Here is a 26,818-nt window from a genome sequence, read left to right as displayed (position 1 = left end):
AAAATCAACTATGTTGACAACAATGATGTTTTTACTATGCAAGGTGAATGGCATTTTGCATGGGTACTTGAGGGAATGGCAATTCAAGATGTTATTATTTTATCGGGTTATGAATATGGAACATCGCTTCGTATATATAACCCTGATACACATGCATGGGATGTTGCTTATGGATATACAGGAAAAATAATAAGGCTAGAAGCTAAAAAACAAGATGATATGATTGTTCTGACATTTATTGATGATGAATGCCGAAAATGGATTTTTACTAAAATTGAAGATAATCATTTTCATTGGCAAAATGTAACTATTCAAAATAATGGTGAATGGCATATTAATGCTGAAATAGATGCAAAACGAATGTGATAATATGGAGAAAAGAGAATTTTATTATGGAAATAAGAGAAGCTAGGATTGATGATGCGCAGGATATTTATAATTTATATTTAGAAGTGATGAATTATGGTTATCCTGTGAATAAAATCAAAGATATGTTAAGAATTGTTAGTGTGGATCACTGTAATTATGTCTTTGTTGCAGTTGATCATTGTCAAGTTATTGGTGTTATAGAAACCCTCATCAAATATAGTATTCATAAAAATCCATATTTGATTATTAATACTCTTGCAGTTCACTCTGAGTATCAGGGACAGGGGATTGGAAGCCAGTTGCTTTCATATGTAGAAAGATTTGCTAAGGATAAGAATTTATCTTCTATAACATTAGGGTCACAATTCAAACGTGTAGATGCACATCGTTTTTATCAGAATCATGGATATAAAATCATTAAAGAACATAAAATATTTGAGAAAAAAATAGGACGAAATGACTAGGTGGTGATGATATGCAAAATAACCTTAAAGAAAAAGTTTTCCAGATTATATCTGAAAGACAATTATGTAGTTATATGAATAATACAAAATGGAATAAACTGATCACAGCAATACATTTGGAGATGTCCTTTCCTCCTGCATTCGTCATCAAGTATTTGACACAGGAAACTGTTCCACATAGCCTCATGAAAATAAGCGATATTGATTATTGGGGAGATTGGAGTGGAGAGAATTTTCCAACTCAGGAATACTATTTTCATATTGAATGGATAAAGATACGTCCACGTTATTTAAAATATCGTGGGAAAATAATTGATCCTGAATTGATTGATGAGAGTCACATCTTGAATGATATCTTAAAAAGATATCATATTTCATTTGAAGAGGAAAATGGTTTATATTGTATTTATGGATATAGATAAAGAACGGAAAAGGGGTAGAAAATGAAAAAATTGTTTACAGTTATTCGTCAAGGAAAACTTGATGAAGTCAAACAAATGATTGAAAAAAAGCCAGAACTTGTTCATTGTGTATCTGGCTCCTTACCAAAGAAGGATCATGGACAGTCTCCACTTCAGGTTGCATTCAAAACTGGAAAATATGAAATTGCTGATTATTTGATTGAACATGGAGCAGATATTAATTTTATGGAAGCAGAAGATGATGATCCAGGATTACGTGCACCTGTATTATTTGATGCTATTGGAGCGACAATTAGCTCTCTCTGCTATGAAAGGTTTGCTGAATCTGAAATTGCATTTGGTTTTGTGAAGAAACTCGTAGAAAGAGGAGCCGATGTTCATCAATTAGCATCCAACGGATATGATGCTATCAACTGGTCATTAAGTCAGGCAGAATTACTATTTGAATGTCCAAGTGTCTATCCACAATCTCAGAAAGCTATCAGAAAACAACTTACCAGAATTCTTGATTTGTTGATTGAACATGGAGCGGATTATATAACATGGACGAATAGAGGTCATTTTCCTTTGCCCTATCCAGGTCCAAGTAATAAGAGTATGTATATTGATGATTTTATTCCAAAAGATGGAACAGATATAGATAGGAATAAGGAATTGAGAGCCTTCATGCAGGAGTATTTTAGAAGTCGTCGTTTGCAGGTTTGACTAAATAAGGAAACAGTATCTAAACTTTATAATGATTGACAAAAGTATTGGAAATGAAAAGAGGAAAGTCTATGAAAATCATTTGGTTAGGAACAGCATCTATTTTGATAGGAGAAAAACGCTAAAATCTTAGTCAATCCATTTTTTAAAGTGATTATGGGTGTTGTATTATTGTTTATTTAACTGGAGGAATATATGGCAGAATTATTAAAGAATCAATATAATTATGAATCATTATATAAAGTTGCGACTGATATTCATTCTGTCTATGAAGAATTTTCAGTACAAGAATTTATGCAGTCTACTTTAGATGAACATTGGGAAAATTTAGAATTAAAGAGTAGAATTCATCAAATCAGTTATCATTTAGGAAAATATTTGCCAAGTGACTATAGTGAGGCTATTGAAATTATTAATAAAGTTGTTATGAATTATGGCAGTTGGCTGGATAATTTTTGTGCCTTTTTTCCAACCTTTGTTGAAATTTATGGACAAAATGATTGGGAGGTTTCTATAGCTGCAATGGCAAGATATACGCAATATGCCTCTTCTGAATTTGCAGTGAGATCATTTATCATGAAAGATGAAGAACGAATGATGAAACAGATGTATGAATGGTCTAAAAGTGAAAGTGAACATGTCAGAAGACTTGCATGTGAGGGATGTCGCCCTGCTTTGCCTTGGGGACAGGCTTTGGTCAGTTTCAAGAAAGATCCTTCGCCAATTTTGCCAATTTTAGAACAATTAAAAAATGATCCGTCACTTTATGTTAGAAAAAGTGTTGCAAATAATCTTAATGATATTTCAAAGACACATCCTGAATTGGTGGTAAGAATTGCCAAGGATTGGTATGGTAAAAGTCAAGAAACAGATTGGATTATCAAACATGGCTGTAGGACTCTACTTAAAAATGCTAATCGTGATATACTCACTTTATTTGGATATGGAGATGTTGCTGATATAAACGTTGAAGATTTTCAATTGAATATGACTTCTCTTTTTATTGGTGAAGATATTTCTTTTTCTTTTGTGTTAATTGCAAAGAATGAAATAAAAGTCAGATTAGAATATGGAATTGATTTTGTAAAAGCAAATGGTAATAGAAATAGAAAGATATTTAAGATATCTGAAGTATCTTTAAAAAATAATGAAAGAAGGGTATATACAAAGAGACATTCTTTTGCAAATGTGAGTACAAGAAAGCATTATCCAGGTATACATTCCTTTACTCTCATTGTTAATGGTATAGAACAGGGAACTCTAGATTTTGATTTATGTAATTAATATAAATATTTTATAAACGTTTTACTTATATTTACTGAGATAAATAAAAAAAGAGATTTCAAAATGTTAAGAAAAAGATATGGAAATAAATAAAGAATTATATGAGCATTTGCTTAATATTGATTATTTCTGTAAGTGTGTGGAATCTACAAAGGAATTATATGATTTTGATATTTATGCAAAGAAAGATTTAGATAATGCAATAAAATCTCTTTCAAAAACAAGTTGGAGTAATATTGTTTTAGAAGACAGAAATAAGATAGGACCTCTTCATTGTGGGTGGAGTGGGAAATATCCACATGGGAAGATAAAAGTTTACTAAGAGTTAGGATGACATTGTATAAAAGATGAGCATAATGTTCGAAGTGGTATAAAAGATTGCGTGTATGTCTTAGTAAAAGAACTCATTATTCTCAATAACTGAGAACGAATATTGGAGGATAGTATGTTAAAGGTTATGATTATTGGAAGTCCCGGGGCAGGAAAAAGTACATTTGCAAGAAAGTTAAGAGATCAAACAGGACTGCATCTATATTATCTTGATATGCTGTGGCATAAGCCAGATCAAACTAATATTTCTGAATATGACTTTGATATGATATTAAATCAAATAACAGAAAAAGATAATTGGATTCTAAATGGAAATTATTTACGTATAATGGAACTGCGCTTGAATGCATGTGACACAGTCTTTTTTCTTGATTATCCATTAGAGATTTGTTTAGAGGGTGTCAGATCTCGTATTGGGAAAAAAAGAGAAGATATGCCATGGATAGAAACAGAATTTGATAAAGAATTTAAACAGTGGATTACTGATTTTCCAAAAAACAATTATACATATAAAGTTTAAATTTCAAAGATGTGTTTAGATTTAGTCAATAATGAAGGATATCAATTAATTTAAATCAAGTGAATTGCGTGAACTACTCAGGAATAAGTCTGTATTGGATTTCTATACTACAAAAATGATGATATGAGGTGATAGATAATGTGGGTTAAGGGTATTGTTGGAATGATGACTATAGTATGTGGAATTGTAAGTATAATGAAAGGAAGAATACCGTTTATAAAAACATATAGTGGTGTGAAAAATATAACTTTGCATTCACGTATTGAAGGAATGGCAGCATTATTATGTGGAATTATACTTTTGGTAAGTTGTGTAATAAATATAAGTTCTGTTGTGATGATGTTATTGATACTAGGAATTTGTATTTTAACACTTGTTTTGGAAATTACTTTCAAGGCTATTTAATTGTCATAGGGAGGTATTTTAAAATGAAAAATTTATTGGAAAGTCAGCAAATTCCAACAATCAATGATATGAGTAAATATATTCATAATCCATTATTTGAGATATTCATTAAATATATGAAAGATGAATATCAAATAAAGCTATCCTTTGAATTTAGCCGTTGTTCATGGCGACCAGGATGGAATATCAAAATGAAAAGGTCTGGAAAGAATTACTGTTTATCCAGCGGAAGGTTTTTTTGTTGTAGTGATTGTGATTGGAAAGAACGAAAAAGAAAGATTTGAAGAACAATTCGAGACCTTTACTCCTTATTTAGAGGATTTATATATGCATACAAAAGAAGGTATAGGACAACATTGGTTAGAAATTGTTTTTGAAGATGAATATATATTTGCTGATATTAAGAAGTGTCTTTCAATAAAATGTAATTCAAAAAAATTTGAATAGCCTTAAAATCACGCAGTATTCATTGCGTGATTTTTTTCGATAATTATTGACACTATAAAGAAAATCACTGTACAATTAAATAAGTAGGATAAGGAGAATCAAATATGAGAAAAGTTATTATAATATCAACATTAATCATTACTTTATTAGTTTCACTTTGTCCTGTGAAAGCAAAAAACTCTTACTTTGGTCATACGCAAGAAGAATTATATGATTGGTATCAGTCGGATGCTAGAACTTTCTATTTAACTGGTGATTTAATAGTTACAGAAGATTATCCTGATAAATATGTAAATCCTGATGGACCATCTTTTGATTATATTTGTTTTTCTAAAACAGATAAAGAAAAAGTCATTTATACGAATCAATATTCATTGATTATTGATTATGATTGTGCCTGGACAAATCCTAATTTAAAGATTGTTGGTGAAGGTGCTGATTGTGTTGTCAAAATGAATGGATATAATGATATCCATTATATAAATATTGAAGCAATAAAGGGAAATGCATTATATATCTCTAGATCAAGTGGTGGTTTTGTATTCTATGAAAGTTATCAAGAAACTTTTCCATCACAGATTATTGCTAAGAAAAAAGCAATTATTAATGAAGCTCCAGATCCAAAGTATGGGGATAATCAGATATATACAACAAAAATTGTGTCATTAGAAGACGAGGCAATCATATCAGATGAAGATGTATATATAGAACTTTCAGTTATAAATAGTTATCTTCCCATGACAGGCTTAACTAATACGATATGGGTTGGGGAAAGCTGTGTCAATGGTGAATGGGGTAGTCATGCATATGGGAAGTGGAAAGTAGAACTACCTGATATTTCTATAGGTGATATACGTGAGACAATGACTATTCAAAATTATAATGTATTTGATGTCTCGTTGTTACCATCTACAATTGAAATTAATTATTATCCTGTACCCATCGAGTGGGATATAGAATCATTTAATCCCAATAAACCAATAAATATAATTAAGGGGCATATTCTCGTTATGCCAGAGTTTTCACAACTTATTGAGTCAAATGTTTCAATGAAAATCATATGCCAAGATCCTATTCCTATTACAGATTTTATAGTTGCCGATATGCAACCAAGACCTAATGCTACATACGATCCTTATTTTAGCATGTCAGAACCCATTGGGTTTAAAGAAGCTTATTTAGAAGTATCACTTAATGGTATTGATTTTGATAGATATGTTTTAACAGATGAAATAATATCAGCATTTGTGAATGACGAAGGAATGATTTCATTTTCCCTTCATCCACAATTTTCAGCAGTCCCAAACAACTTAGATTACTACTATAGAGTATGTATTATTGGTGGAGAAAGAGAAGGAATGAGTAATACAATTAAAGTATCTAAACAAGAAGTTACTGATGAGGAAGAAGAAAAAACAGATACACCTCCTTCTGATGAAAATTCACCTAATGATACATTACCAGATTCGACAGAAGGAAGTGGTGGTCATCGTGGTGATCAAAACAGAGACGACGTAGGAAAAGACAAAGAAGAAATTGTGATGACACCAAATCAAATAGAAGGATTAAATAAAACGAAAGAAGATATTAATGTTATAATAGACAATCAGCAAGTATCAATACCACATGAAACAATTGAAACATGGTGTCAAGCAAATGAAAATGTTACAATAAAAACAAATGAAAATCATGATATTGTTTATAAAATTGATGAACAAGATGAACAAATTTTAAAAAGTGGAAATACAAAAGAAAATAAAGATGACTTTAAAATATCAGATAAGAAAAACCTAAATTCTATTTATACGTTAGTGTTAACTGCTATTGTAATGATATGTGTAATAGGCATGGGATTAATATATAGGAGAAAAAAATATGAGAAATGATATATTAATGGTTGATGATGATAAAGACCTTAATGAAATTGTGAAAATGTATTTAGAAGATAAGGAAATGAATGTTAGAACAGTAACACAAGGGATCATGTTTAGAAAAGCATTTCAGGAAAAGAAACCAGATTTGATTATTTTAGATATTGATTTGCCAGGTACTGATGGTTTTCAATTATGTCAGTATGTTAGAGAAACATCTCAAAATATACCAATAATTTTCTTAACAAATTATCATCAGGAGAGTCATCGTATTCAATCTTTTGAATTAGGTGCTGATGATTTTATGGCAAAACCATTTAGTTTAGAAGAATTAAGATTAAGAATTATAGCAAGATTAAAAGATAAACACATGTTTTGGCAACAAAAAGTATTGCATTTTGGTAATTTTGTTTTAGATTTACAATCTGAAACACTTACAAAAGACCAAAAATCAGTTCAATTAACTTCAATAGAGATGGATATTTTTCGACTATTGGCTTCTCACTCAGATCAGATATATAGTGAGAAAGATATTTATGAAGAAGTATGGAAGGATAACTATAATCAGGATACAAGAATGGTCAATGTTCATATTTCTAATTTAAGAAAAAAGATTGAAAAACTTGATTGTACGAATAAATATATTCAAACACAATGGGGCAAGGGCTATAAATATGTAGGATAGGAGGGGATAATGATGAAGAAGTATAGAATCATCATTTTCTCTTTTCTTTTATCATTAGGGTTTAATATTTTTTTGCATCATTTTGACAATAAATATACTTATAATGATTATGATGCTTTATGTGGAGTTGTTGACTACTCATCCTCCTCTCAAGAATTACATTTTCTTACCAGTCAATGGGAGTTTTATAACCATCAACTTTTAACTCCAGAAATGATAGGTGATGGGCAAGGTGTGATGACACGTTACATAGATATTGGACAGTTTGGTGGTTTTGAATTAGGCAATCAAGATGAAAGTCCTCATGGGCAAGCAACATATCGTTTAAGAATATATGATAAACCACAACAGGTTATGACTATGCAGTTACCTGAAATCTATTCTGCCTATTCTTTATATGTGAATGGAGAATTGTTGTATAAGAGTGGGGAAGTTGAGAAACAGAACTATCAACCATTTATCTTAAGTACAGATATAACTTTTACAACTCAAGAGTGTAATGAAATGATTATCCAGGTTAGTGATTATGATCATTATTATAGTGGCATGATTTATCCTATTGCCTATGGAAATAATCAATCTATTCATATCTATGAGACAATACAAACATTAATTAAAGGTTTACAAAGTTTTTTACCGCTTATTATGGGATTGATTTGTTTAATAAGCTATTTATTTGTTGGACGTAAGGCAAGAGATGGTTATTTTTCTTTAGTTTGTATGAGTTATTTGATGTATATATTATATGCGATTATTCATTTACTGATAAAGGATAAGACATTGTTGTGGTATCGTATTGAAGATGTAGGATATTATTTGCTGATTTATTTTATTACATTGCTGATTGCTTACCAATATGATTATCATATTCATCGAAAACAGATTATCTGTGGATTGTTTATTATTGTGATTTCATTAATAGTTCCGACTTTCTTTATTTTGAATCATGTATTTGTGATTTATTTACTTAGTTATATAGGGCTTTTTTATAAATGTTTATTGAGCTTCATAATGATATATATTATTATGAAAAATTTATATAATCAAGGTGGCTTATTCTTAAATCTTTTAACTTGTTTCAGTGTTTTCTTTATTGTAAGTTTACATATGGATAATAAGTTTTGGTATGAACCTATTTATTTAGGCTGGGGAACAGAAATAGCAGGATTTTGTGTGATTACATATTTTTCAGTCATCATGATTCATGAAAAAATTGAACTTTATAAAGGTTATCAGTTTATACAAAAATCAAAAGAAGATATACAAGATTATATTTATGATGTTGCTCATGATTTAAAAGCACCTGCATCTGCACTTAATGGTTATATTGAATTATTAAATAGTGGTATTGCTAAAAAACAAAACAAAGAAGATTATTTGTTAAAGCAAATGGAAAAGAAAATTCATATTTTATCAAAAAGAGTTTCACTTTTACAAACTTTAGATTTAGAAAAAGATTTTGTTTTAGAAAAAGAGTATTTATCTATTCTTTCATTAATTAATGAGTTGAAAGAAAAATATGATGTTCATTTGATTAAAAAAGATTTAACATTAGATGTATTTGGTAAAGATTTCTATATATCAGTTGATAAAGAAAAGTTGAATATATGTTTAGAGAATATATTGATGAATGCAATTGAATATAGTGATCCTCATACTACACTTGTTATTGAAACGAAAGAGAATGAGACTTGTTATGAAATTATCATAACAAATCAAGGTCAAACAATTCCTAAAAAAGACCTTTCTTTGATATGGGAAAGAGGATATACGTCTAAAGAAGGTGACCATAGTGGATTAGGTCTTTCTATATGTCAAAAGATTATGAAAGCTCATATGGGAGAAATAGAAGTAATATCAGATAATCATCAAACATCATTCATACTTAAAATGATAAAAAAATAAATAGTTGTATAGAAAAAGAGGATAAAAACAAGAATTTCAAATCTTTGAGATTCTTTGAAATTTTCTCTTTTTTTTATTGATATAATAAAAAGAGAAAACATGATTTATGATAACAATACGATAAAATTAAAAACATGCTTTAATCATTATTGGATGAATATGTAAAGTAAGTTGGTTGTTTTATAGACATGATATAAAACATATTAAGTGTAAGAATGTATGAAAGGATGATAAAACTATGAAAAAAAGGATTAAAGGATATCTCTATAATAGAACATATATTATGAAAATAGGTGGAAAGAAGATTAAACTTCGTTTAAAACAAAGTCTAACTAAAGAAACTTCTATACAACAAAATAATGCAAAAGTAATATTAGAAAAATATCGAGCATCTTCTCAATATATAGAACGTGTTAAACGTTATATTCATGATTATGCTAAAAAAGTTCAACATACTATGATAAAAATGGGACAACTGATTTATTATTATTTGATGATATGTGTAAAAAAGATTGTTTTGTCTATTCATTTTTTAAAACAACAAATGATAAATATTAATGAATATATAAGTTGTTTTTATTGTTGGATAAAGAGTCAATTAATACTTTGTATTAAAAATATAAGAAAGTTTATGAATGAAAAACATTCCATTAAAAATCTATTTATTCATATATATTATTCTATAGTACATATCAATCATATAAGATTATTAAAAGGGGCATTATCATGCTTATTAGTTTTTACTATGGTTATATCACAAATGAATCTTGTAAATGCAACAAATCAAGTCAATGTTGTGAATGAAGAAGTAAAGAAAGTGATTACAGGATTTAAAGAAGTAGAAAAAGAGAAAGCATTATTTGAAAAAGATGTTTATAAAGATAGTCAAGATTTAGAATTGCCAAAAGAAATAGAAGTAATATTATCTGATGAAACAACAGAAACAATAGAGATTACTTGGGAAAGTGAAGAAAATGCATTAAGTACAGTTGGTACACATGAATATCATTTAGTATTACCTGATGGATATCAGTTAAAAGATGATACAATTCAATTACCATTTATTAATATTAATGTTATTGAAAGACCTTATATAACAGGATTTAAAGATTATGATGGTAAGAGTGTATATCAAACAATCAATATTGTTAAAGGAACATTAGAAAAAGATATACAGTTACCAAAAACAATAACTGCAATCTTTAATAATAATGAAACAAAAGAAATAGATATTACTTGGAAAACAGAAAAATATGATTTAGAAAATCCACAAGAGAAATATCAATACTATCTTATATTACCAGAAACATATCAAGTTCAAGAAAATATCTGTTTACCTTGGATAGAAGTTAATGTTATAGAAGATACACCAAATGTATTAAGTGATGATATCAATACACTAACTGTTGTAGATGGTGTAGCAACTGTCAATACTGCTGATGAATTTATTGCAGCAGTTAACAATCCAAATATATCAACTATCGTTGTAGGAAATGAATATAATAACAATGGGATAACTATATCAAATTTATCTGAAACGTTAAGTGTGAATAGAGACTTAACAATTAAAAGTTACAATACCCAAACACAATCCATTCATCTTGGCTATGAAATCAATGGACCTGATTTTTTAACTGTAACAAGTGGAGGACATTTAACACTTGAATATATTTATTTCAATTCCTTTCCTGATGAACTTCAAGATTATAATAGGAATAATTGGAAAATGATAAATATTGAAGCAGGCGCAAAGGTAACAACTGGTAAAGGTTTTTCTTTCTCTCATAGAGCTAATAACAATCAAGAAACAGGAATTATAGATGTTCATGGAGAACTGATTATGAATGGGGGAATAAACAAAATAAATGGAGACTCCGTAAAGCAGATTGGATATAATTTAAAGGGATTTATTTACGTCTATAGTGATGGGAAAGTCACTCTTAATGATGGAGAGTTTTCAATTTATGGAGGAGAAAAAGATACTGTAACACGAGCAAGTATGATTTATAATTTAGGAAATGTGACAGTTAATGGTGGAACGTTTGCAGGCATTCATGGTATTCCTGTAGAAGGTTCTTGGAATTCAATATATTCTGTCGGTGTCTTTTATAATGCTGGGACATTGACAATTCATAATGGAACATTTGAAAATAATGGTTTATATGCGGATCATCCTACTGGTATAAAAGGTGGAGTCGCTTATAATGATACAAATGGAAAATTAATAGTCAATAATGGTATATTTAGAAGTAATATGGGTAAAGAAGGTGGCGTTTTTTATAATGCTAACGAAGGAATATTAGAAATCAATGGCGGAGAATACAAAAATAATAAGGCTATAAATGGAAGTGTTGTTTATTGTGATAAAAGTTCAAAGACAACGATATCAGGTGGTTATTTTGATGATGTAAATACAGCGACTTCTGGTACATTTGCCTATCTTTCTAGCAAAGACATTAAAAATAATACGATTACAGTGGGATCATTTGTTATAAAAAATAAGCCAATGATTCTTGGAACAATATCGACAATTGGATTTATTAATGGTTATAAATACGAAGAAAATCAATCATATTCTGCTTATGCTACTGGTGTTACAATTGATAATGCTTTAGCACATGCAATTGTGATTGAACCAAGAAAAATTTATGGAAGTCCATCTACATCTTATCTTCCAGGACTTATTGATGTGACTACAGATAATATAAAATATGTTAATGCTGGAACTAGTTATCAGCTAAGAGCAAGTGATAGACAAAATGTTCAATTCCTTCCTTATGCTGATAACCAATATGCAGCAAGCCTTTCAGGTAATTCTATAATGCAGGCAGAACCCACATATGAACAAGTTTTGAAGGATGTTATTTATGTTGATCCAATTCATGGAATAAATGGAAATAGTGGAACTGATTATGAACATGGTGTTAAAACATTAGAAGCAGCATGTCAAAGGGTTAAATCAGGTGGTAAGATCTATGTTCGTTCTAATGGTAGTGGTAAGTGGGAATATATTGTTGCTGAGGATGAAGTACTTGAACCACGTGGTAATGTAACAATCATGGCTTGTGATAGTACAGGTCATGAAAAAACTGATATGAAGATTGATCTCATTGTGAAAAAGAATGTTACTTTAAAAATGGGGAATAACCTAATCATTGGTGATGGTAAGACAACATCATATTTAAATATTAAAAATAATGGAACAATTATTAAAGATTATGTTCAATATTCACGTTATGAAAATAATTATTATACACAGCAGCCTACACCTAGTGCGGTTTGTTTTAAACCAAATGAAGACAGAAAAGTAGATATTACAGCTAAATTTAGAAATGGATCTATGTATTGGTCATATTGGGATGAAGAACTTCAAATATTTTCTGCATACGATGTAACTGGTGCATATGATACATTAACACTATATTCAGGTGCAAGTATGATAAATAATAAAATTGGTGATATGTATTTTGCCCAAAAAGAGTATTTTTTAGATGAAAATCAAAATAATTTATCGAGTTGTGCACGTGTATCAGTAAGAAATTCATGGAATATTTCTAATGCAGGATTGAAAGGTACAAATGAAACAGTAAAAGGTGTTCATGATGGCAAGATCACAGCAAGTGGTACGGAATTAGAATTAATGGAATATAAACTATCAACGGATATAGAATATCAAGAAGTTGGATTTGGTGAAAGAGAATTGAGTGGACTTAAACCAGGGACATATGATATTCGTTATGCAGCACGTACAGAATCTGAAGCTCATACCCAAATCACTATTGCTGAAGGAACTGCTCTTGACTTAGATGTTCAATTAACAAATTCTGAATTAAAAACATCTATAAATTCAACTTACAAAGATCAAATATCTTTTGGAATTAAAAATAATAGTAATGCTCCAATTCGTGTGCTTAATGTAACTATGGATAGTAATAAATATTTTGGTTGGTATAGTGGAGAAAGAATACAGGGGGCCGACAATGTATATTATTATAATGCTCCAATATCTGCATATTTACCATTAGATATTGCTGCTGGAGGGGAGAAATCATCCTTTGGTAGTGAGGGAGATAATACGATTAGGATAAAACAAATTCAAAACAATTTTGAAAAACCAGGAAGTTATGAATTTAAGATTCATTTAACAATTGAGGTTGCTGGTCAAGTTCAACAAGTTGAGATTCCAGTTACATTAACTGTATCAGCGTATACATTACAGATTGAAAAGAAATCTGGAGTAAAAGATCCCGTGTTTACAAAAATGTACGATGGAACAACTGCTGGATCATATGATGGTCATTTAAAAGATTACTATCAAATTAAACTAAATGGTATGACGGCAAGTGATAATTCAGAAGCTTACAGCAAAATAAAAACAACAATAACATATGATAATAAAAATGCTGGAACTAAAAAAGCAGTCACAATTAAGTTTACAAGTTGGGATCCTAATTATGCAATCGACTCTGAATATAATACGCTGACTTATAATACTGGACAAATTACACCTAAACAATTAACAGCTAGTGATTTATCAGTTGTTAAAGATCGTGTTGTGACTAAAGAATGTGATCTAAGTTATGAAGTTATTCTTAAATCGGGTGTTGATTTTAACTTTGCATATGGAAGAATTATAGATGGTGATGATGTTTCACTACAATTAAAAGGTTGGAATTATTATACTGTAAACTATAACGATCAATGGATGGTGAGCAGTGGTGCAGGTAAAAAGAAAGTTAAACATTCTAGTAGTATATCTGCTATTTTAGGTGGTCATGATAAAAATAATTATACAATTGATACGAAGACTGCAAGTGACTTTGATGCTTTTCAATATGATGGTGAAATCACTAAGAAAAAGGTAACATTTGTTTTAAAAGAAGGTAAAACTTTTGATAAAGAATATGATGGTTCTTATGAATTAAAGGACATTCATTTAAGTGATTATTTTACAGTTGAAGGTTTGCCAGATATGCCAGCAGGTAAAATAACAATTCATTATACAAATGATGAGGGTGCTGCAGATGGAAATGCTGGAGAAAAGAAACTTACAATTGGTGGTACAAAATTTAGCAATCCTTCTTATCAGCCAGAAAGTATTAAGAACTATTTTGAATATAATAATAGTGGGAATGCGACTTATCCGAACTTATCTATATCTTTAAAGGATAATACTGCAACTATTAGCAAGAAAAAATTAACTATAACAAGATCAAGTAAAAATGAACCATTTACAAAAGAATATGATGGAACAAACAAAGCAATCAGTGAAAATAGGGACATGAAATTAAGAAATTATTTTAAACTATCAGGATATATTGGAGATGAGTATCCTTATGCTATGTGTTCTGGTACATATCAAAGTAAAGATGCCAGTGATAACAATCTAATTACTTTAAAAATTACTGGCTTAGAAGACAAATATGCAGTTAATTATTCTATTGATGAAACTACTTTTGAAATTCCAGGTAAAATAGAGAAAAAACTTGTTAGTATCATATTAAATGATAATAAAATGATTACAAAATATTATGATGGAACGACAGAAGTTTTAGATGCTGATAAAGAAGGATTTGTCAAACTTTATGGTGTTGTAGATGGTGAAACCTTAACACCACAAATTAATAGCATTGCATATGCTTCACCGGATGTTGGTTCTTATGTAGATGTTAATTATGACATTACGCTTTTGGCTGGAGATAATACAAATCTAAACAATTATAGATATACAGGCAAATATCATACAGGTAAGGGAGAAATTATAAAACCCGAGTTTGCTATTCAATTAAATGAAAGTAAGACGCTTGAAAAAGTTTATGATGGAACAACTGAATGTCAGTTTAATCCTGATGATTTTGAAGTTACTATTGCTAATTCAGATCAAACTTATAAGATTCAGAGTGCAACTTTAGTTTATGATCAATCAGGAGTCAATGCATCAAAAGTAATAATGAGTGATATTGTTATTGAAGGGGCAGATACTGAATTACAAACTGTTCCTGAAAAAGTAGAACTAGAAGGAAAGATAACACCAAAACCAATTACTATAAATCAAATAGCACTTGCTACAGTTACAAAAGTTTATGATGGAAATACAACAGCAACTCTTAAAGTTGAACATTATCAATTAGAGGGTGTTGTTGAAAAAGAGACTATTTCCTTAAGTGCTACAGCTTCATATAACAGTAAAAATGTAGCAGAAGCAAATACTGTAACTGTTAAAGATATTGTATTAATTGGTACGACTGCAAAAAATTATATATTAAAGGACAAACCAGATACTTTAATTTATACTGGAAAAATCACTCCTCGATCAATTGAGTTATTTGATCAAAAAACGATTACAAAGAATTATGATAGAAAGACATCTGTAACTATTGATGCTAGTCAGTATGAAGTGTCTGGAACTCTATCTGGTGAAAATATTACAGTTAGTTTTGATGCTGCTTTTGAAGATGCATCAATAGGTAATGACAAAAAGATTCATTGTTCAAATATTCAGCTTATTGCAGGTGATAACACGATTGCAACTAACTATACAGCAGATGAAAGGACATTCACATTTACAGGAAATATTAAAGCAAAACAGCTTCAATTAGTAAATGGTGATATTTTATTTGAAAAGGATTATGATGGAACAACAGATGTCAATGGTATAACGAAGGGAAATTATAAGCTAAATGGTCTTTCTGATGGTGATGATGTTGATATTACATTTGATAAAGCTTATTTTGTAAGCAAGAATGCTAATACAAAAGCAATGTCTATTCATTTTGATAATCTTCAATTAACTGGGAAAGATGCCGATATGTATACTATCAGTACTAGTTCTGTAAATGTAACAGGTAAGATTAACAAAAAGGAATTAAAGATAGAAGCAATCGAAAATGCAGTTGTTACTAAAGAATATGATGGAAAAAATGATGCATGGCCTAAACAAGGTGAACATTATAGAATTAAAGGACTTGTTGGAGAAGAAAAAATTGAATTAACTTCTTCAGTTTGTGCAGGACGCTATGAAAATATGGATGCTAGTGAATCAGTAAATGTTAGATTTATGTGGAGTGACTTTGATAATTATGCAAAATATCATGAGGGATATACAAATTACACTTTGCCAAATGGGAATATAACACTCCCTGGTAAAATTACTCCTACAGAATTAAAAGTTGAATTAAATGAGAAGTATTCAAGGGAATATGATGGAACGACAAATGCAACTATTCAATCTAATGATTTAAAACTGAAATGTAGCGATGGAACAGTAGTCAATTTAAATACTACAGTTATAAGTGCGTTATTTAAAGATGTAGAAGTTGGTACAAATAAGAATATAACATTAAAATTAGGTGATTTAACAATACCAAGTGGATCTAGTGAAAAAATTACTAATTATACTTTTAATAAAACTGTTGTATTGAAAGGTGATATTACAGCAATTCCAGTTACCATAAATCAAATTCAAGATGCCCTTGTAGTAAAAGATTATGATGGAACTGATACAACAAATTTTGATGGAACAAAATTTGAATTAACTCATATTTTAGAGACAGATAAAGGTAATATATCATTATCTGCAAAGGGAATTCAATATGTTACTGCTGATGCTTATGATTTAGTGAATTTAACACTTATAGAACCATCTCTTGAAGGAGATGCAGCAAAGCATTATGTTATTAAAAATCCATCAGAGAAATTTGTGGGAAAAATTAATAAAAAAGATGTTACAGTGACATCCCAGAATACAACTTTAATAAAGACATATGATGGTACAACAGCTATAACTGTCAATAATGGTACAGATTATATTGTTGATGGCATTATTGATACTGATAAAGAGAAAGTACAATTAGATTATAGTATTGTTCTTAAAGGTAAAGATGTTAATACTGCTGATCAAAAGGCAATAATGACGATTAATGGATTAAAATTAAGAAGTTCTAATAATGATGCTGAAAATTATAATCTTAAAACGTCTTCATTAGATTTTAATGCTCAGATAACACCTAGAGATATTGAATTTAAAACTGAAAAAATTATTACTAGAGATTATATGGAAAATAACACAACTGCAACAATAACAAATGATGATTATAGTTTATTAAATGTTGTTCAGGGTGAAAGTTTAACATTAGATTTAGGAACTGTAACTTATGATAGTCCTCATGCTGGATCTCGCATTGTTACAGCACAAGTCAAAGGACTTATAGCAGGAAGTGATACAATTACAAGCAATTATACTTATCCAACATCAGTAACATTCCAAGGTCATATTAATGGTATTAAAGTATCTGTTAATCCTACAAAAGCAATGACAAAGGTTTATGATGGTACGAATACTGCAACAATGACATCTGAGAATTATACATTAACAGGTGGACCAGCAGATAAAACATTTACAATAACTGCTGATGCTACTTATGATACAAAAGATGTTACTGCTTCAAAAGTTATTGCAACAAATATCCAGTTAGTTGGTGAGGGTTCAGAAAGTTATGAAGTCATTGGTGATGTAGAATTTACTGGAAGTATTATTCCACGTGATATTACTGTAAAACCAAATGATCAAGCCCATTTTAGCAAAGTCTATGATGGAAATAAGAATATTTCTATAACCACTGATGCTTACACACTTGAAAGTATTATTAAAAATGATGATATTTCTGCAACAAGTGAAGCTTATTTTGTTGATGAAAATGTAGGCACTGATAAAGAGATGACTGCAATTTTAACACTGAGTGGAAAGGATTCTCAAAACTATACACTAACTCATAAGACAATAACTTTAAAAGGTGATATTACAAAGTTAGATGTTGATGCTACTTGGGAAGTTGAAAATCAATATGTCTATAGTGGAAAAGATCAATCTTCATCTGTTAAAGCATATTACACAGATGTAAATGGAAAGAAACAATATGTTATTGTACAATGTCAAGATGAGAAAGACTTTATTAATGCTGATGAATATACTTTTGAGGTTATTAATAATTTACAAAACTATAACCTAGTAAGTCATGCAAAACAAGTGAAAATACTTCCAGCAAGTATAAAAGGTCTTACAATGACAGGTATTGATCCAAAAGGTTATGCTCATACAGGATCTCCAATTGAAATTTCTACGATTGGTATTGATGGATTAATAAATACTGATTTTACTGTAACTTACAATAACAATAAAAACTTAGGAAAGAATGCTAAAGTGACTCTTACAGGTATAGGAAATTATACTGGAACATTAGAAGGAACATTTACAATTTATGCAAGTGATTATTCAGGTGATGTCTTACCAATTAATGGTCGTAATGATAATGGGTATTATAAAGATGATATTACAGTAACGATACCTGGTCATACTGTTGGAAAAGATTATAATCAGACAGGAGAAAATATTGTTTTAGATAAGGACGGATATCCTGCAAAAGAAATTATTTATATTGTAAATCAAGAGACAGGTCAGATTTATCAAAAAGAAGTGGAATACTTTTTAGATAAAACAGCTCCAATTATTAATGGGTTGGATGCAGAAAAAGTTTATTATGTAGAGACTCCATTTACTGTTACTGATGAAAGTGATGTTATTGTGACTATTGATAATACAGAAGTTACAGACTATATCATCCATGGTGATGTTGATCATAAATACAGTGTTATTGCTACTGATGTAGCAGGAAATACTGCTTCTATCACTGTTACAACAAAATCAATTGATAGTCTTGTTGATAAAACAATAACAAAAGATAATGTCAAGAGTAGTGATGAAGGTAAAATTCAAAGTCAAATGGATGCTTTAAATGCTATTGATCAAACATATGCAACAGATGAACAAAAAGCTAAAATCAAAGAATTGATTCAATATTGTGAAGATTTATTAAAAGATATTGAACAGTTGAAAAAAGATTTAGATAGTGTTAAAGAAATGGTAAATAGTTTTGATAAAGAAATAATTACAGCTGATAATTATAAAGATTTAGCAGATATTCGTGATAACCTTCAAAGTATGATTGATTCAAATCATTATATAGAAAGTGAAAAAGAAGAATTAAATAAACTCTTAGATAAAGTTAATGATATGCTGAGTATTCTTGATGAACTTGAACAACAAATTAAAAATATTGAAGACAAAGTTTATGTTTATACAAAAGATAAAGTTAAGGAAACCGATATTGGCCAGTTAGATATTTATTTAAAAGAGATTGACAAACTCATAAATAGTCCACATATTAGTACGAATCAAAAAGAACGATTAGATGAATTGAAGGATTATATTAATGAGTTAAAAGATATTATTAAAGATTTACAAGAACAGTTAGACAAATTAGATAAAATTGATGATTTAACAACTGATAATGTAGGTGGAAAAGATAAAGATATTCTTGATGAAGCGAAAGATGTTATTGATAAAATTGAAACAGAGTATCAAGATAATTTAACTGATGACCAGCAAAAAGTTGTTGATGATGCGAAGGATAAACTTGATGATTTACAGAAAGTTCTTGATGATCTTGAAAATAAGGTCAAAGAGCTCGAAGAGAAAGTTCATGCTTATACACCAGAGAATGTTAAAGATACAAATAGAGATGTTTTGAATGATCTTAAGGATGAGATTCATAACTTATTAGAAGATACTCGTTTGACAGAGAATCAAAAGGAGCGATTAAATGATTTAATTGAATATATTGATCAATTATTAGATATATTAGATCAATTAAATGAAAAATTAGATAACTTAGCTCCTATTAAAGATTTAACAGTTGATACTGTTGGTGAAAAAGATCAAGAAGTTATTAATCAAGTTAAAGATGTGATTCAAGATATATTAAATAATAATTCTGGTAATTTAACTCCTGAACAAGAAGAATATATTAAGGAGGTTATTGAAAAGATTAAGGATTTAGAGAATGCTATTAAGGATATTGAAGAACAGATTAATGATATTCATAAGGTTATTGATCCTTTAACACCTAATAATGTTAAAGATTCAGACAGAGATAAACTTGATGAAATCAAAGATCAAATCAAAAATTTAATTGATAATAAGCATTTAAGTGATGATCAAATTATTGACTTAAATAAAGTGATAGATAAAATTGAAGAACTTAAAGATAATTTAAATGAGTTAGATAAGAAGTTTGATGAATTGGATAAAATTGAAGATATTCATAAAAATAATGTATCTAAAGATGATCAAGATGTGATCAATCATGTAAAAGATATTATTGATGATATTGAAAAGAATTATCCTGGTAATTTGACTGATGATCAAAAGGATAAACTTGATGAAATCAAGGATAAGATTGATGAACTTGAAAAGGTTATTGATAGTATTCAGGATAAAATTGATAATATTAAGGAAGAACTTGAACCTTTTACTCCTGAGAATATTAAACAGTCTGATAGAGATACATTGGATGAAATCAAAAAAGAAATTGATGACTTATTAAATAATGATCAGTTAACTAATGAACAAAGAAAAGAAGTCAATGATTTAAATGATAAGTTAAATGATTTGTATGATCGTATTGATGCTTTAGATAAACTTGATGATGTGAAAGATAAACTTGATTCTATAACATCTGATAATGTCAAGGACTCTGATAAAGAGATATTAGGTGATTTAAAGGATAAGTTAGATGATTTATCTAAGAATGATTCTATTAAGGATAAAGAAAATGAGATAAAAGATTTACAAGATAAGATTCAAGATCTTGAAGATAAGTTAAATGATATTAATGATAAGTTTGATCAAGTCGATAAAGTAGAAGACATCAATCCAGATAATGTATCTAAAGATGATCAGGATGTGATCAATCATGTAAAAGATGTTATTGATGATATTGAAAAAAATTATCCTGGTAATTTGACTGATGATCAAAAGGATAAACTTGATGAAATCAAGGATAAAATTGATGATTTACAAGAGACTATTGATCAAGTTAAAGATGTTGAAAAAGATATTGATTCATTAGATAAGAAAGATGAATATACTGATAAAGAAAAAGATATCATTAATGATATTAATGATAAATATGAAGCTTTAACAGATCATCAAAAAGATATGGTGGATCCTGATTTAACAGATAAATTAGAAACGATTCTAGAAATTGTTCGTAAAAAAACTGTTAAAAATGATCAATATCAATTTGTAGTAGAAGGAATTGGTCAAACGGACTTTGATATCAATACAACTTTATTAGTTAAGGATATCACAGAACAATTCCCTACAACTTTAAAACAAACAATCAGTCAATCATTAAATAACAATGTAGAACTTAAAGATATCTATGATATTTCGTTATTATTAGATGGTAAAGTTATTCAACCAGATGGTAAGATACGGATTAGAATACCTTTAACCATTGAACAACAATTATATCAAAATATTCATTTATATTATATTTCTGATAGTGGTGAAATGACAGAAATAGAATATATGCGTGATGATAATGTCATAATCTTTGAAACAGATCATTTATCTTACTATGCGATTATAGCAGATAAAATCAATTTATCCGATGAATCAAAAGATAATCAATCTGTTGTAACTGCTGATCAAAGCGATATTCTTGGATTGGAGATATTACTTGTGGTGAGTGTATATTTATTGGTTATCTTAAGAAAAAAGAAAGAGATTTAATGCCGGTTTAAATTTCCATGTGGTTGGTTAGAAACATCTTTAAAGTATAGTGTAGTTATTAATGAGATAAAGAGACTCAAAATTGAGTCTCTTTTAGTCTTTTTGTTGTATGAGTGATATATGAGTTAAATGTGAAAAGTAATCAAACCACATTTTTGTTGATGAGAAGAATGAAAGAATAAATTGACATAATGTTAAGAAAAAGATAATTAATAATATAATAATACCACTATAACAAAGAATCGGATTGATCTGTTTTGTTAAAAGAAGAAGTTGATAAAAATAATAAGGTGTAGGTAATATGAAGAGATAAAGTGGGATATAATGGATGAGATATTGATATTTCTTTGTACCTTCAGTGTTTTCTAAAGCTATACGTGTTAATAATTTACCTGGTGTTTGTCCATGTTTGAAAAAAGGTAATATAATATAAAAGACAGTGATAATGATAAAATAACTTATATGGAATGATATTTGAAAAAAGTGGAATATTATCATAATGAATGCAATAAAAATAGCATCAATCATAAAGGCAAAGAATTTTCTAGGTTTGGAAACTTTTTGTCCTTTTTCATATGCAATTGCATCTAATTTTTCTCTTGTAGGTAAAAATCTTGCAAACAATGGTGTCATAGCATAGCCTAATGTTCCACCTAATGTGTTGGTAATGAGATCATCTACTTCAAATAAGCGATATGGGCGGGGATAGATACCAAATAAAGCACTTAATTGTATCAATTCAAATGATAATGATAGAAGAAAACTTAAGAAAATTGTTTTCTTTAAACTACATTGAAAGTAATATCTTAAATAGATTCCAAATGGAAGTGTTAACAATATATTAAATAATGTAACCATCATATTTGATTCTTTTAATGTTGGTAAATAAGTTGATGGGTCATTATAAATAAAAGGAGTTGTTCGAATAATTTCATAGACTGAATGAAAAGGTCTTAATTCCATTGTTGGAGAAGTCATTTTAGCAACTGATTCAATAGATGGTAATGGTAACATGGTCATAAAGTAAGCATTAATCAAATAATAGATAAAAGAAAAGATAATAAGTGTCCTTAGTATTGGGATAGAGCCATATTTATGATATTGGTAAATAGTATAAGGCAAAGTCAAACAAAAAGCGATGAGTGGAAAAACAATCATCGCTACTTGAATAGGAATAAGATAAACAGACACTATAATAATCCCATTTCAATCATTTTAAGACCAATATCCACAGAATTATAAGCAGCACCTTTCATTAATTGATCAGAGACAACCCATAAACTTAATGCATGATCATTATCTAAATCTTTTCTTACACGCCCAACATGAACAAGTTCATCACCAATAAATAATGTCGCCATAGGATAAATTTGATTTTCAATATCATCATATAATTCAACCCCATGAGAATTTGATAAAAGTTCAAAAACTTTATCAATATCAATAGCTTTCTTAGTTTCAATATAAACAGACTCACTATGACCTCTTAAAACAGGAACGCGAACACATGTTGCATTGACTTTAATATCTTTATTAAAGATTTTCTTTGTTTCATTGACCATTTTCATTTCTTCTTTTGTAAAGTGATTATCTAAATCAAATTTATCAACTTGTGGAATACAGTTAAAAGCAATTGGGAAATGCTTTTTATCTCCAGCACAAGGCAATGTTTTTGCAACAGGTTCTTTACCATCTAAAACTTCCTGAGATTGTCTATAAAGTTCTTCCATACCAGCAACTCCTGCACCAGAAACAGCTTGATATGTAGAAACAATAATTCTTTCTATATCAAAATATTCATTTAAACGATTTAAAGCACTCACCATTTGAATGGTTGTACAATTTGGATTTGCAATAATTCCTTTATGATTTCTTAATGCTTCAGCATTAACTTCAGGAACAACCAAAGGAACATCAGGATCCATTCTAAAATGTGATGTATTATCAATATTAACACAACCAGCTTTCACAGCATAAGGCATATATTTTTCAGAAATACTTCCACCAGCGCTCCAAAAAGCAACATCAATTCCTTCAAAAGAATTTTCAGTTAATTCTTCAATAACAAATTCCTGTCCTTCATATTCAACAGTTTTGCCGGCACTTCTTGCAGAAGCAAGTAATTTTAAACTCTCAAATGGAAATTTGAATTGAAAGATACATCTTAACATTTCTCTACCTACAGCACCAGTAGCACCTACAATTGCGACTTTATATGTTTTCATTTTTATATTTTCCCCCTTAACCTAAGAATGCTTCATGTAATAAAACTTGTGCTTTTTTAACATCATCTCTATCAATATAACAAGATATATTGATTTCACTGCAAGATGTCATTTCGACATTAATATCATTGCTCATAAGTGTATTATAAACTTTCTGGAACATTCCCTTATTGTTTTTAATACCAACACCAATGACAGCGACTTTACCAATATTACCTCTGACAATTGTTTTTTGAGGTTTTAAAATTTCTTTTAAGTCATTAATTACTTCTACAACACCAGGAACATCTTTATCATTGATGATTAAAGAAATATCCATTTTTCCTCCACCAACTAAAGCCTGATTAAAAACATTGACATTAACATTAGCATCAGCAATTTTTTCAAATAACTGTCCTGCTCCATTCACTTTGGCATCTACGCCAACAAGTGTAATGCGTGCTTCATTTTGTGAACCAGTAATTCCTGATATAATTAATTGATTTAAATGGTCTTTCATGATTTTCTCATCTCCTAACACATATGTTCCTTTACTTTCATCAAATGAGCTTCTAGCATGAATCACTATATCATGTTTTGCAGCCAACTGTACACAACGATGATTCAAAACTTTTGCTCCATTTTTAGATAATTCTAACATTTCTGCATAACTGATATAATCAAGCTTAATAGCATCTGGCACGATACGCGGATCAGCTGTATAAATCCCATTGACATCACTATAAATTTCAACTTCACTTGCATCGATGGCAACACCAATAGCAACTGCTGATAAATCACTACCACCACGACCTAGGGTCGTTACTTTTCCATTTTGTGAATAACCTTGGAAACCTGGACAGATAATAATATCAGCACGTTCTAATTTCTCTTGGATATGACGTCCTTCCACTGTTGTAATGGTTGCATTCATATGATGTGAATCTGTTTGAATGCCTAATTCTGCATTGGTTACTGTTTCTACAGTATATCCCATTTGAGATAATTCACTCTTTACAACAAGTGTCGAGATGGTTTCACCAATACTTGTTAAACGATCAATTTCTTCATCAGTTAACCTATCTGTATTGACAATGGATAAGAGTGTATCTGTTGCATAAGGATCATCATATCGACCCATTGCACTCACCACAGCAACAACTTTGTTACCATTGTTTAATTCGCGAATAATATTTCTATACATATGTTCACGTGTTTCGACACTACGTGTTGAGGTACCACCAAATTTTTGGACAATAACTTTCATTTTAACCCCTCACTTTAAATAAGTTATATGTTTCACCTTGTAACTGTTCTTTTAAATTAGCAAGTTCAATTTTATTCGTAATATAAATATGATCCTTATCTTGAGAAAAATATGTTTCATAATCTATATCTAAAGGATGATCACATCTGACATAATATTTAGATTCAGTAATTGGATAAATCTTATCTTCATAACCATAATTATGTTTCCACATATCTTGTTTATGAGTTTTCATAATATCACTGACAACAGCACTTGCAGTCACATAACGCCCAGCACCTTTTCCATAGAAAATAACATTTTCTAGATAGTTACAAGTTATCTCTACTACATTATATGCTTGATTAACATTTGCAACAATGTCTTTTATACCGATTAATGTAGGAGAAACATCAATTCCATAACCTTCTTTTAATTTCTTTGCTTGTGCTATTAATTTAATACGATAACCAAGCTTTTTTGCATAATCCATATCTTTCTTTGTGACATTTCTTATTCCTGTTGTTTGAATCTTATTGAAGTCAAAGAACATTTCAAAAGCATTCATAGCAAGAATTTGAATTTTATGAGCTGCATCAATACCATCTAGATCTAAACTTGCATCAGCTTCAACAAAACCTAAACCATCAGCAATTGTTAATGCTTCATCAAAATCAAGATTATCAGTTTCCATTAAAGTTAAAATAAAGTTTGTTGTTCCATTTAAAATACCTTCAATTTTCTCTATTTCATTAGCAACTAAATCTTCTTTTGCAGGTACAACAACAGGAATTCCTCCACCAACGGATGCTTCATAATAAATCTTGACATTGTTTTCAGTTGCTGTTTCAAAAATCTCCTGACCATCATGAGCAATCAAAGCTTTATTAGCTGTTACAACATGTTTTCCCTTTTGTAATGCTTCTAATATAATCGTTTTGGCAATTGTTGTTCCACCAATTAATTCTACGACAACATCTATTTCTTTATCATTTAAGATTTCATGAAAATCTTGTGTATAAATAATACCTTCTGGTAAAGTCACTTCATCTAATGAACAACCATATTTAATTGTAACTTCTTCTCCAATTTGTCTTTCTAATCTAGCCTTTTGTTCAGTTAGAATTTCTACAACACCAAAACCAACTGTACCTAGGCCAATGACACCAATTTTCATATTACTCCCCCTCTAATAAAAAAAGCCTCATCCATAAATGAGGCTTCTTAATTTTCAAAATATACAAATAAAGACAGTCTCTTATTAACAATTTGAAAAACACATTATGGTTTTGGAAATGTTAATAGTTATCATATGAAGACGTCCTCC

General features: G+C 29.4%; 16 protein-coding genes and 1 pseudogene. 13 read left to right on the top strand and 4 right to left on the bottom strand.

The features are described from left to right. The 13 genes and pseudogenes from BN350_RS18235 to BN350_RS01915 form a co-directional block, all read left to right on the top strand. On the top strand, positions 1 to 366 hold a 366-nt coding region (locus BN350_RS18235; RefSeq protein ID WP_044600035.1), incomplete at its 5' end, for a hypothetical protein. Positions 367 to 392: 26 nt separating this feature from the next. Beyond that, a complete protein-coding gene (locus BN350_RS01970; RefSeq protein ID WP_028042094.1) occupies positions 393 to 833 on the top strand; it encodes a GNAT family N-acetyltransferase in 441 nt (146 codons plus the stop codon). Between the two features lie 11 nt (positions 834 to 844). Next, positions 845 to 1,255 carry a DUF6678 family protein gene (locus tag BN350_RS01965; RefSeq protein WP_028042093.1) on the top strand — a complete coding sequence of 137 codons (411 nt, stop codon included), beginning with the start codon at positions 845 to 847 and terminating at the stop codon, positions 1,253 to 1,255. A 21-nt stretch (positions 1,256 to 1,276) separates the two neighbouring features. Continuing rightward, on the top strand, positions 1,277 to 1,960 hold the full coding sequence (locus BN350_RS20145) for an ankyrin repeat domain-containing protein (RefSeq protein WP_081652821.1): 684 nt from the start codon (positions 1,277 to 1,279) through the stop codon (positions 1,958 to 1,960). A gap of 195 nt (positions 1,961 to 2,155) precedes the next feature. Beyond that, complete coding sequence (locus BN350_RS01955; protein ID WP_028042092.1) at positions 2,156 to 3,244, top strand: DNA alkylation repair protein; 1,089 nt, start codon at positions 2,156 to 2,158, stop codon at positions 3,242 to 3,244. 79 nt (positions 3,245 to 3,323) lie between these two features. Then, positions 3,324 to 3,566, top strand: a complete 243-nt coding sequence (locus BN350_RS01950) for a hypothetical protein (RefSeq protein WP_028042091.1) — start codon at positions 3,324 to 3,326, stop codon at positions 3,564 to 3,566. 123 nt (positions 3,567 to 3,689) lie between these two features. Continuing rightward, positions 3,690 to 4,094 (top strand): P-loop NTPase family protein, encoded by a 405-nt coding sequence (locus BN350_RS18225; protein ID WP_187117090.1) that lies wholly within the window; start codon positions 3,690 to 3,692, stop codon positions 4,092 to 4,094. Between the two features lie 138 nt (positions 4,095 to 4,232). After that, entirely contained in the window at positions 4,233 to 4,499 is a 267-nt protein-coding gene (locus BN350_RS01940; protein ID WP_044600034.1) for a hypothetical protein, read from the top strand. Between the two features lie 23 nt (positions 4,500 to 4,522). Further along, positions 4,523 to 4,946: pseudogene (locus BN350_RS21790) on the top strand (DUF3788 family protein). Between the two features lie 104 nt (positions 4,947 to 5,050). Continuing rightward, complete coding sequence (locus BN350_RS01930; protein ID WP_028042089.1) at positions 5,051 to 6,832, top strand: hypothetical protein; 1,782 nt, start codon at positions 5,051 to 5,053, stop codon at positions 6,830 to 6,832. Further along, positions 6,822 to 7,502 (top strand): response regulator transcription factor, encoded by a 681-nt coding sequence (locus BN350_RS01925; RefSeq protein ID WP_044600033.1) that lies wholly within the window; start codon positions 6,822 to 6,824, stop codon positions 7,500 to 7,502. The genes BN350_RS01930 and BN350_RS01925 overlap by 11 nt, the downstream gene beginning before the upstream one ends. 12 nt (positions 7,503 to 7,514) lie before the next feature. Next, positions 7,515 to 9,407, top strand: a complete 1,893-nt coding sequence (locus BN350_RS01920; RefSeq protein WP_187117088.1) for a sensor histidine kinase — start codon at positions 7,515 to 7,517, stop codon at positions 9,405 to 9,407. 238 nt (positions 9,408 to 9,645) lie between these two features. Beyond that, a complete protein-coding gene (locus tag BN350_RS01915; protein WP_028042086.1) occupies positions 9,646 to 22,041 on the top strand; it encodes a YDG domain-containing protein in 12,396 nt (4,131 codons plus the stop codon). A 93-nt stretch (positions 22,042 to 22,134) separates the two neighbouring features. Here BN350_RS01915 and BN350_RS01910 read toward each other — a convergent pair whose 3' ends face one another. From BN350_RS01910 to BN350_RS01895, 4 genes are read right to left on the bottom strand one after another with little or no spacing between them, the layout of a single operon-like run. After that, positions 22,135 to 23,232: a VanZ family protein gene (locus BN350_RS01910; RefSeq protein ID WP_028042085.1), complete on the bottom strand. Its 1,098-nt coding sequence runs from the start codon at positions 23,230 to 23,232 to the stop codon at positions 22,135 to 22,137. Beyond that, complete coding sequence (locus BN350_RS01905; RefSeq protein WP_028042084.1) at positions 23,232 to 24,266, bottom strand: aspartate-semialdehyde dehydrogenase; 1,035 nt, start codon at positions 24,264 to 24,266, stop codon at positions 23,232 to 23,234. Before BN350_RS01905 ends, BN350_RS01910 begins: the two co-directional genes overlap by 1 nt. A 16-nt stretch (positions 24,267 to 24,282) precedes the next feature. After that, positions 24,283 to 25,512 (bottom strand): aspartate kinase, encoded by a 1,230-nt coding sequence (locus BN350_RS01900; protein WP_028042083.1) that lies wholly within the window; start codon positions 25,510 to 25,512, stop codon positions 24,283 to 24,285. Position 25,513: 1 nt separating this feature from the next. Continuing rightward, on the bottom strand, positions 25,514 to 26,668 hold the full coding sequence (locus BN350_RS01895; protein WP_028042082.1) for a homoserine dehydrogenase: 1,155 nt from the start codon (positions 26,666 to 26,668) through the stop codon (positions 25,514 to 25,516). Positions 26,669 to 26,818 lie beyond the last annotated feature (150 nt).

Origin of the sequence: Candidatus Stoquefichus massiliensis AP9, from assembly GCF_000455285.1 — a bacterium.
Taxonomy (GTDB): domain Bacteria; phylum Bacillota_I; class Bacilli_A; order Erysipelotrichales; family Coprobacillaceae; genus Stoquefichus; species Stoquefichus massiliensis.
This window is presented reverse-complemented; position numbering and strand designations above follow the sequence as displayed.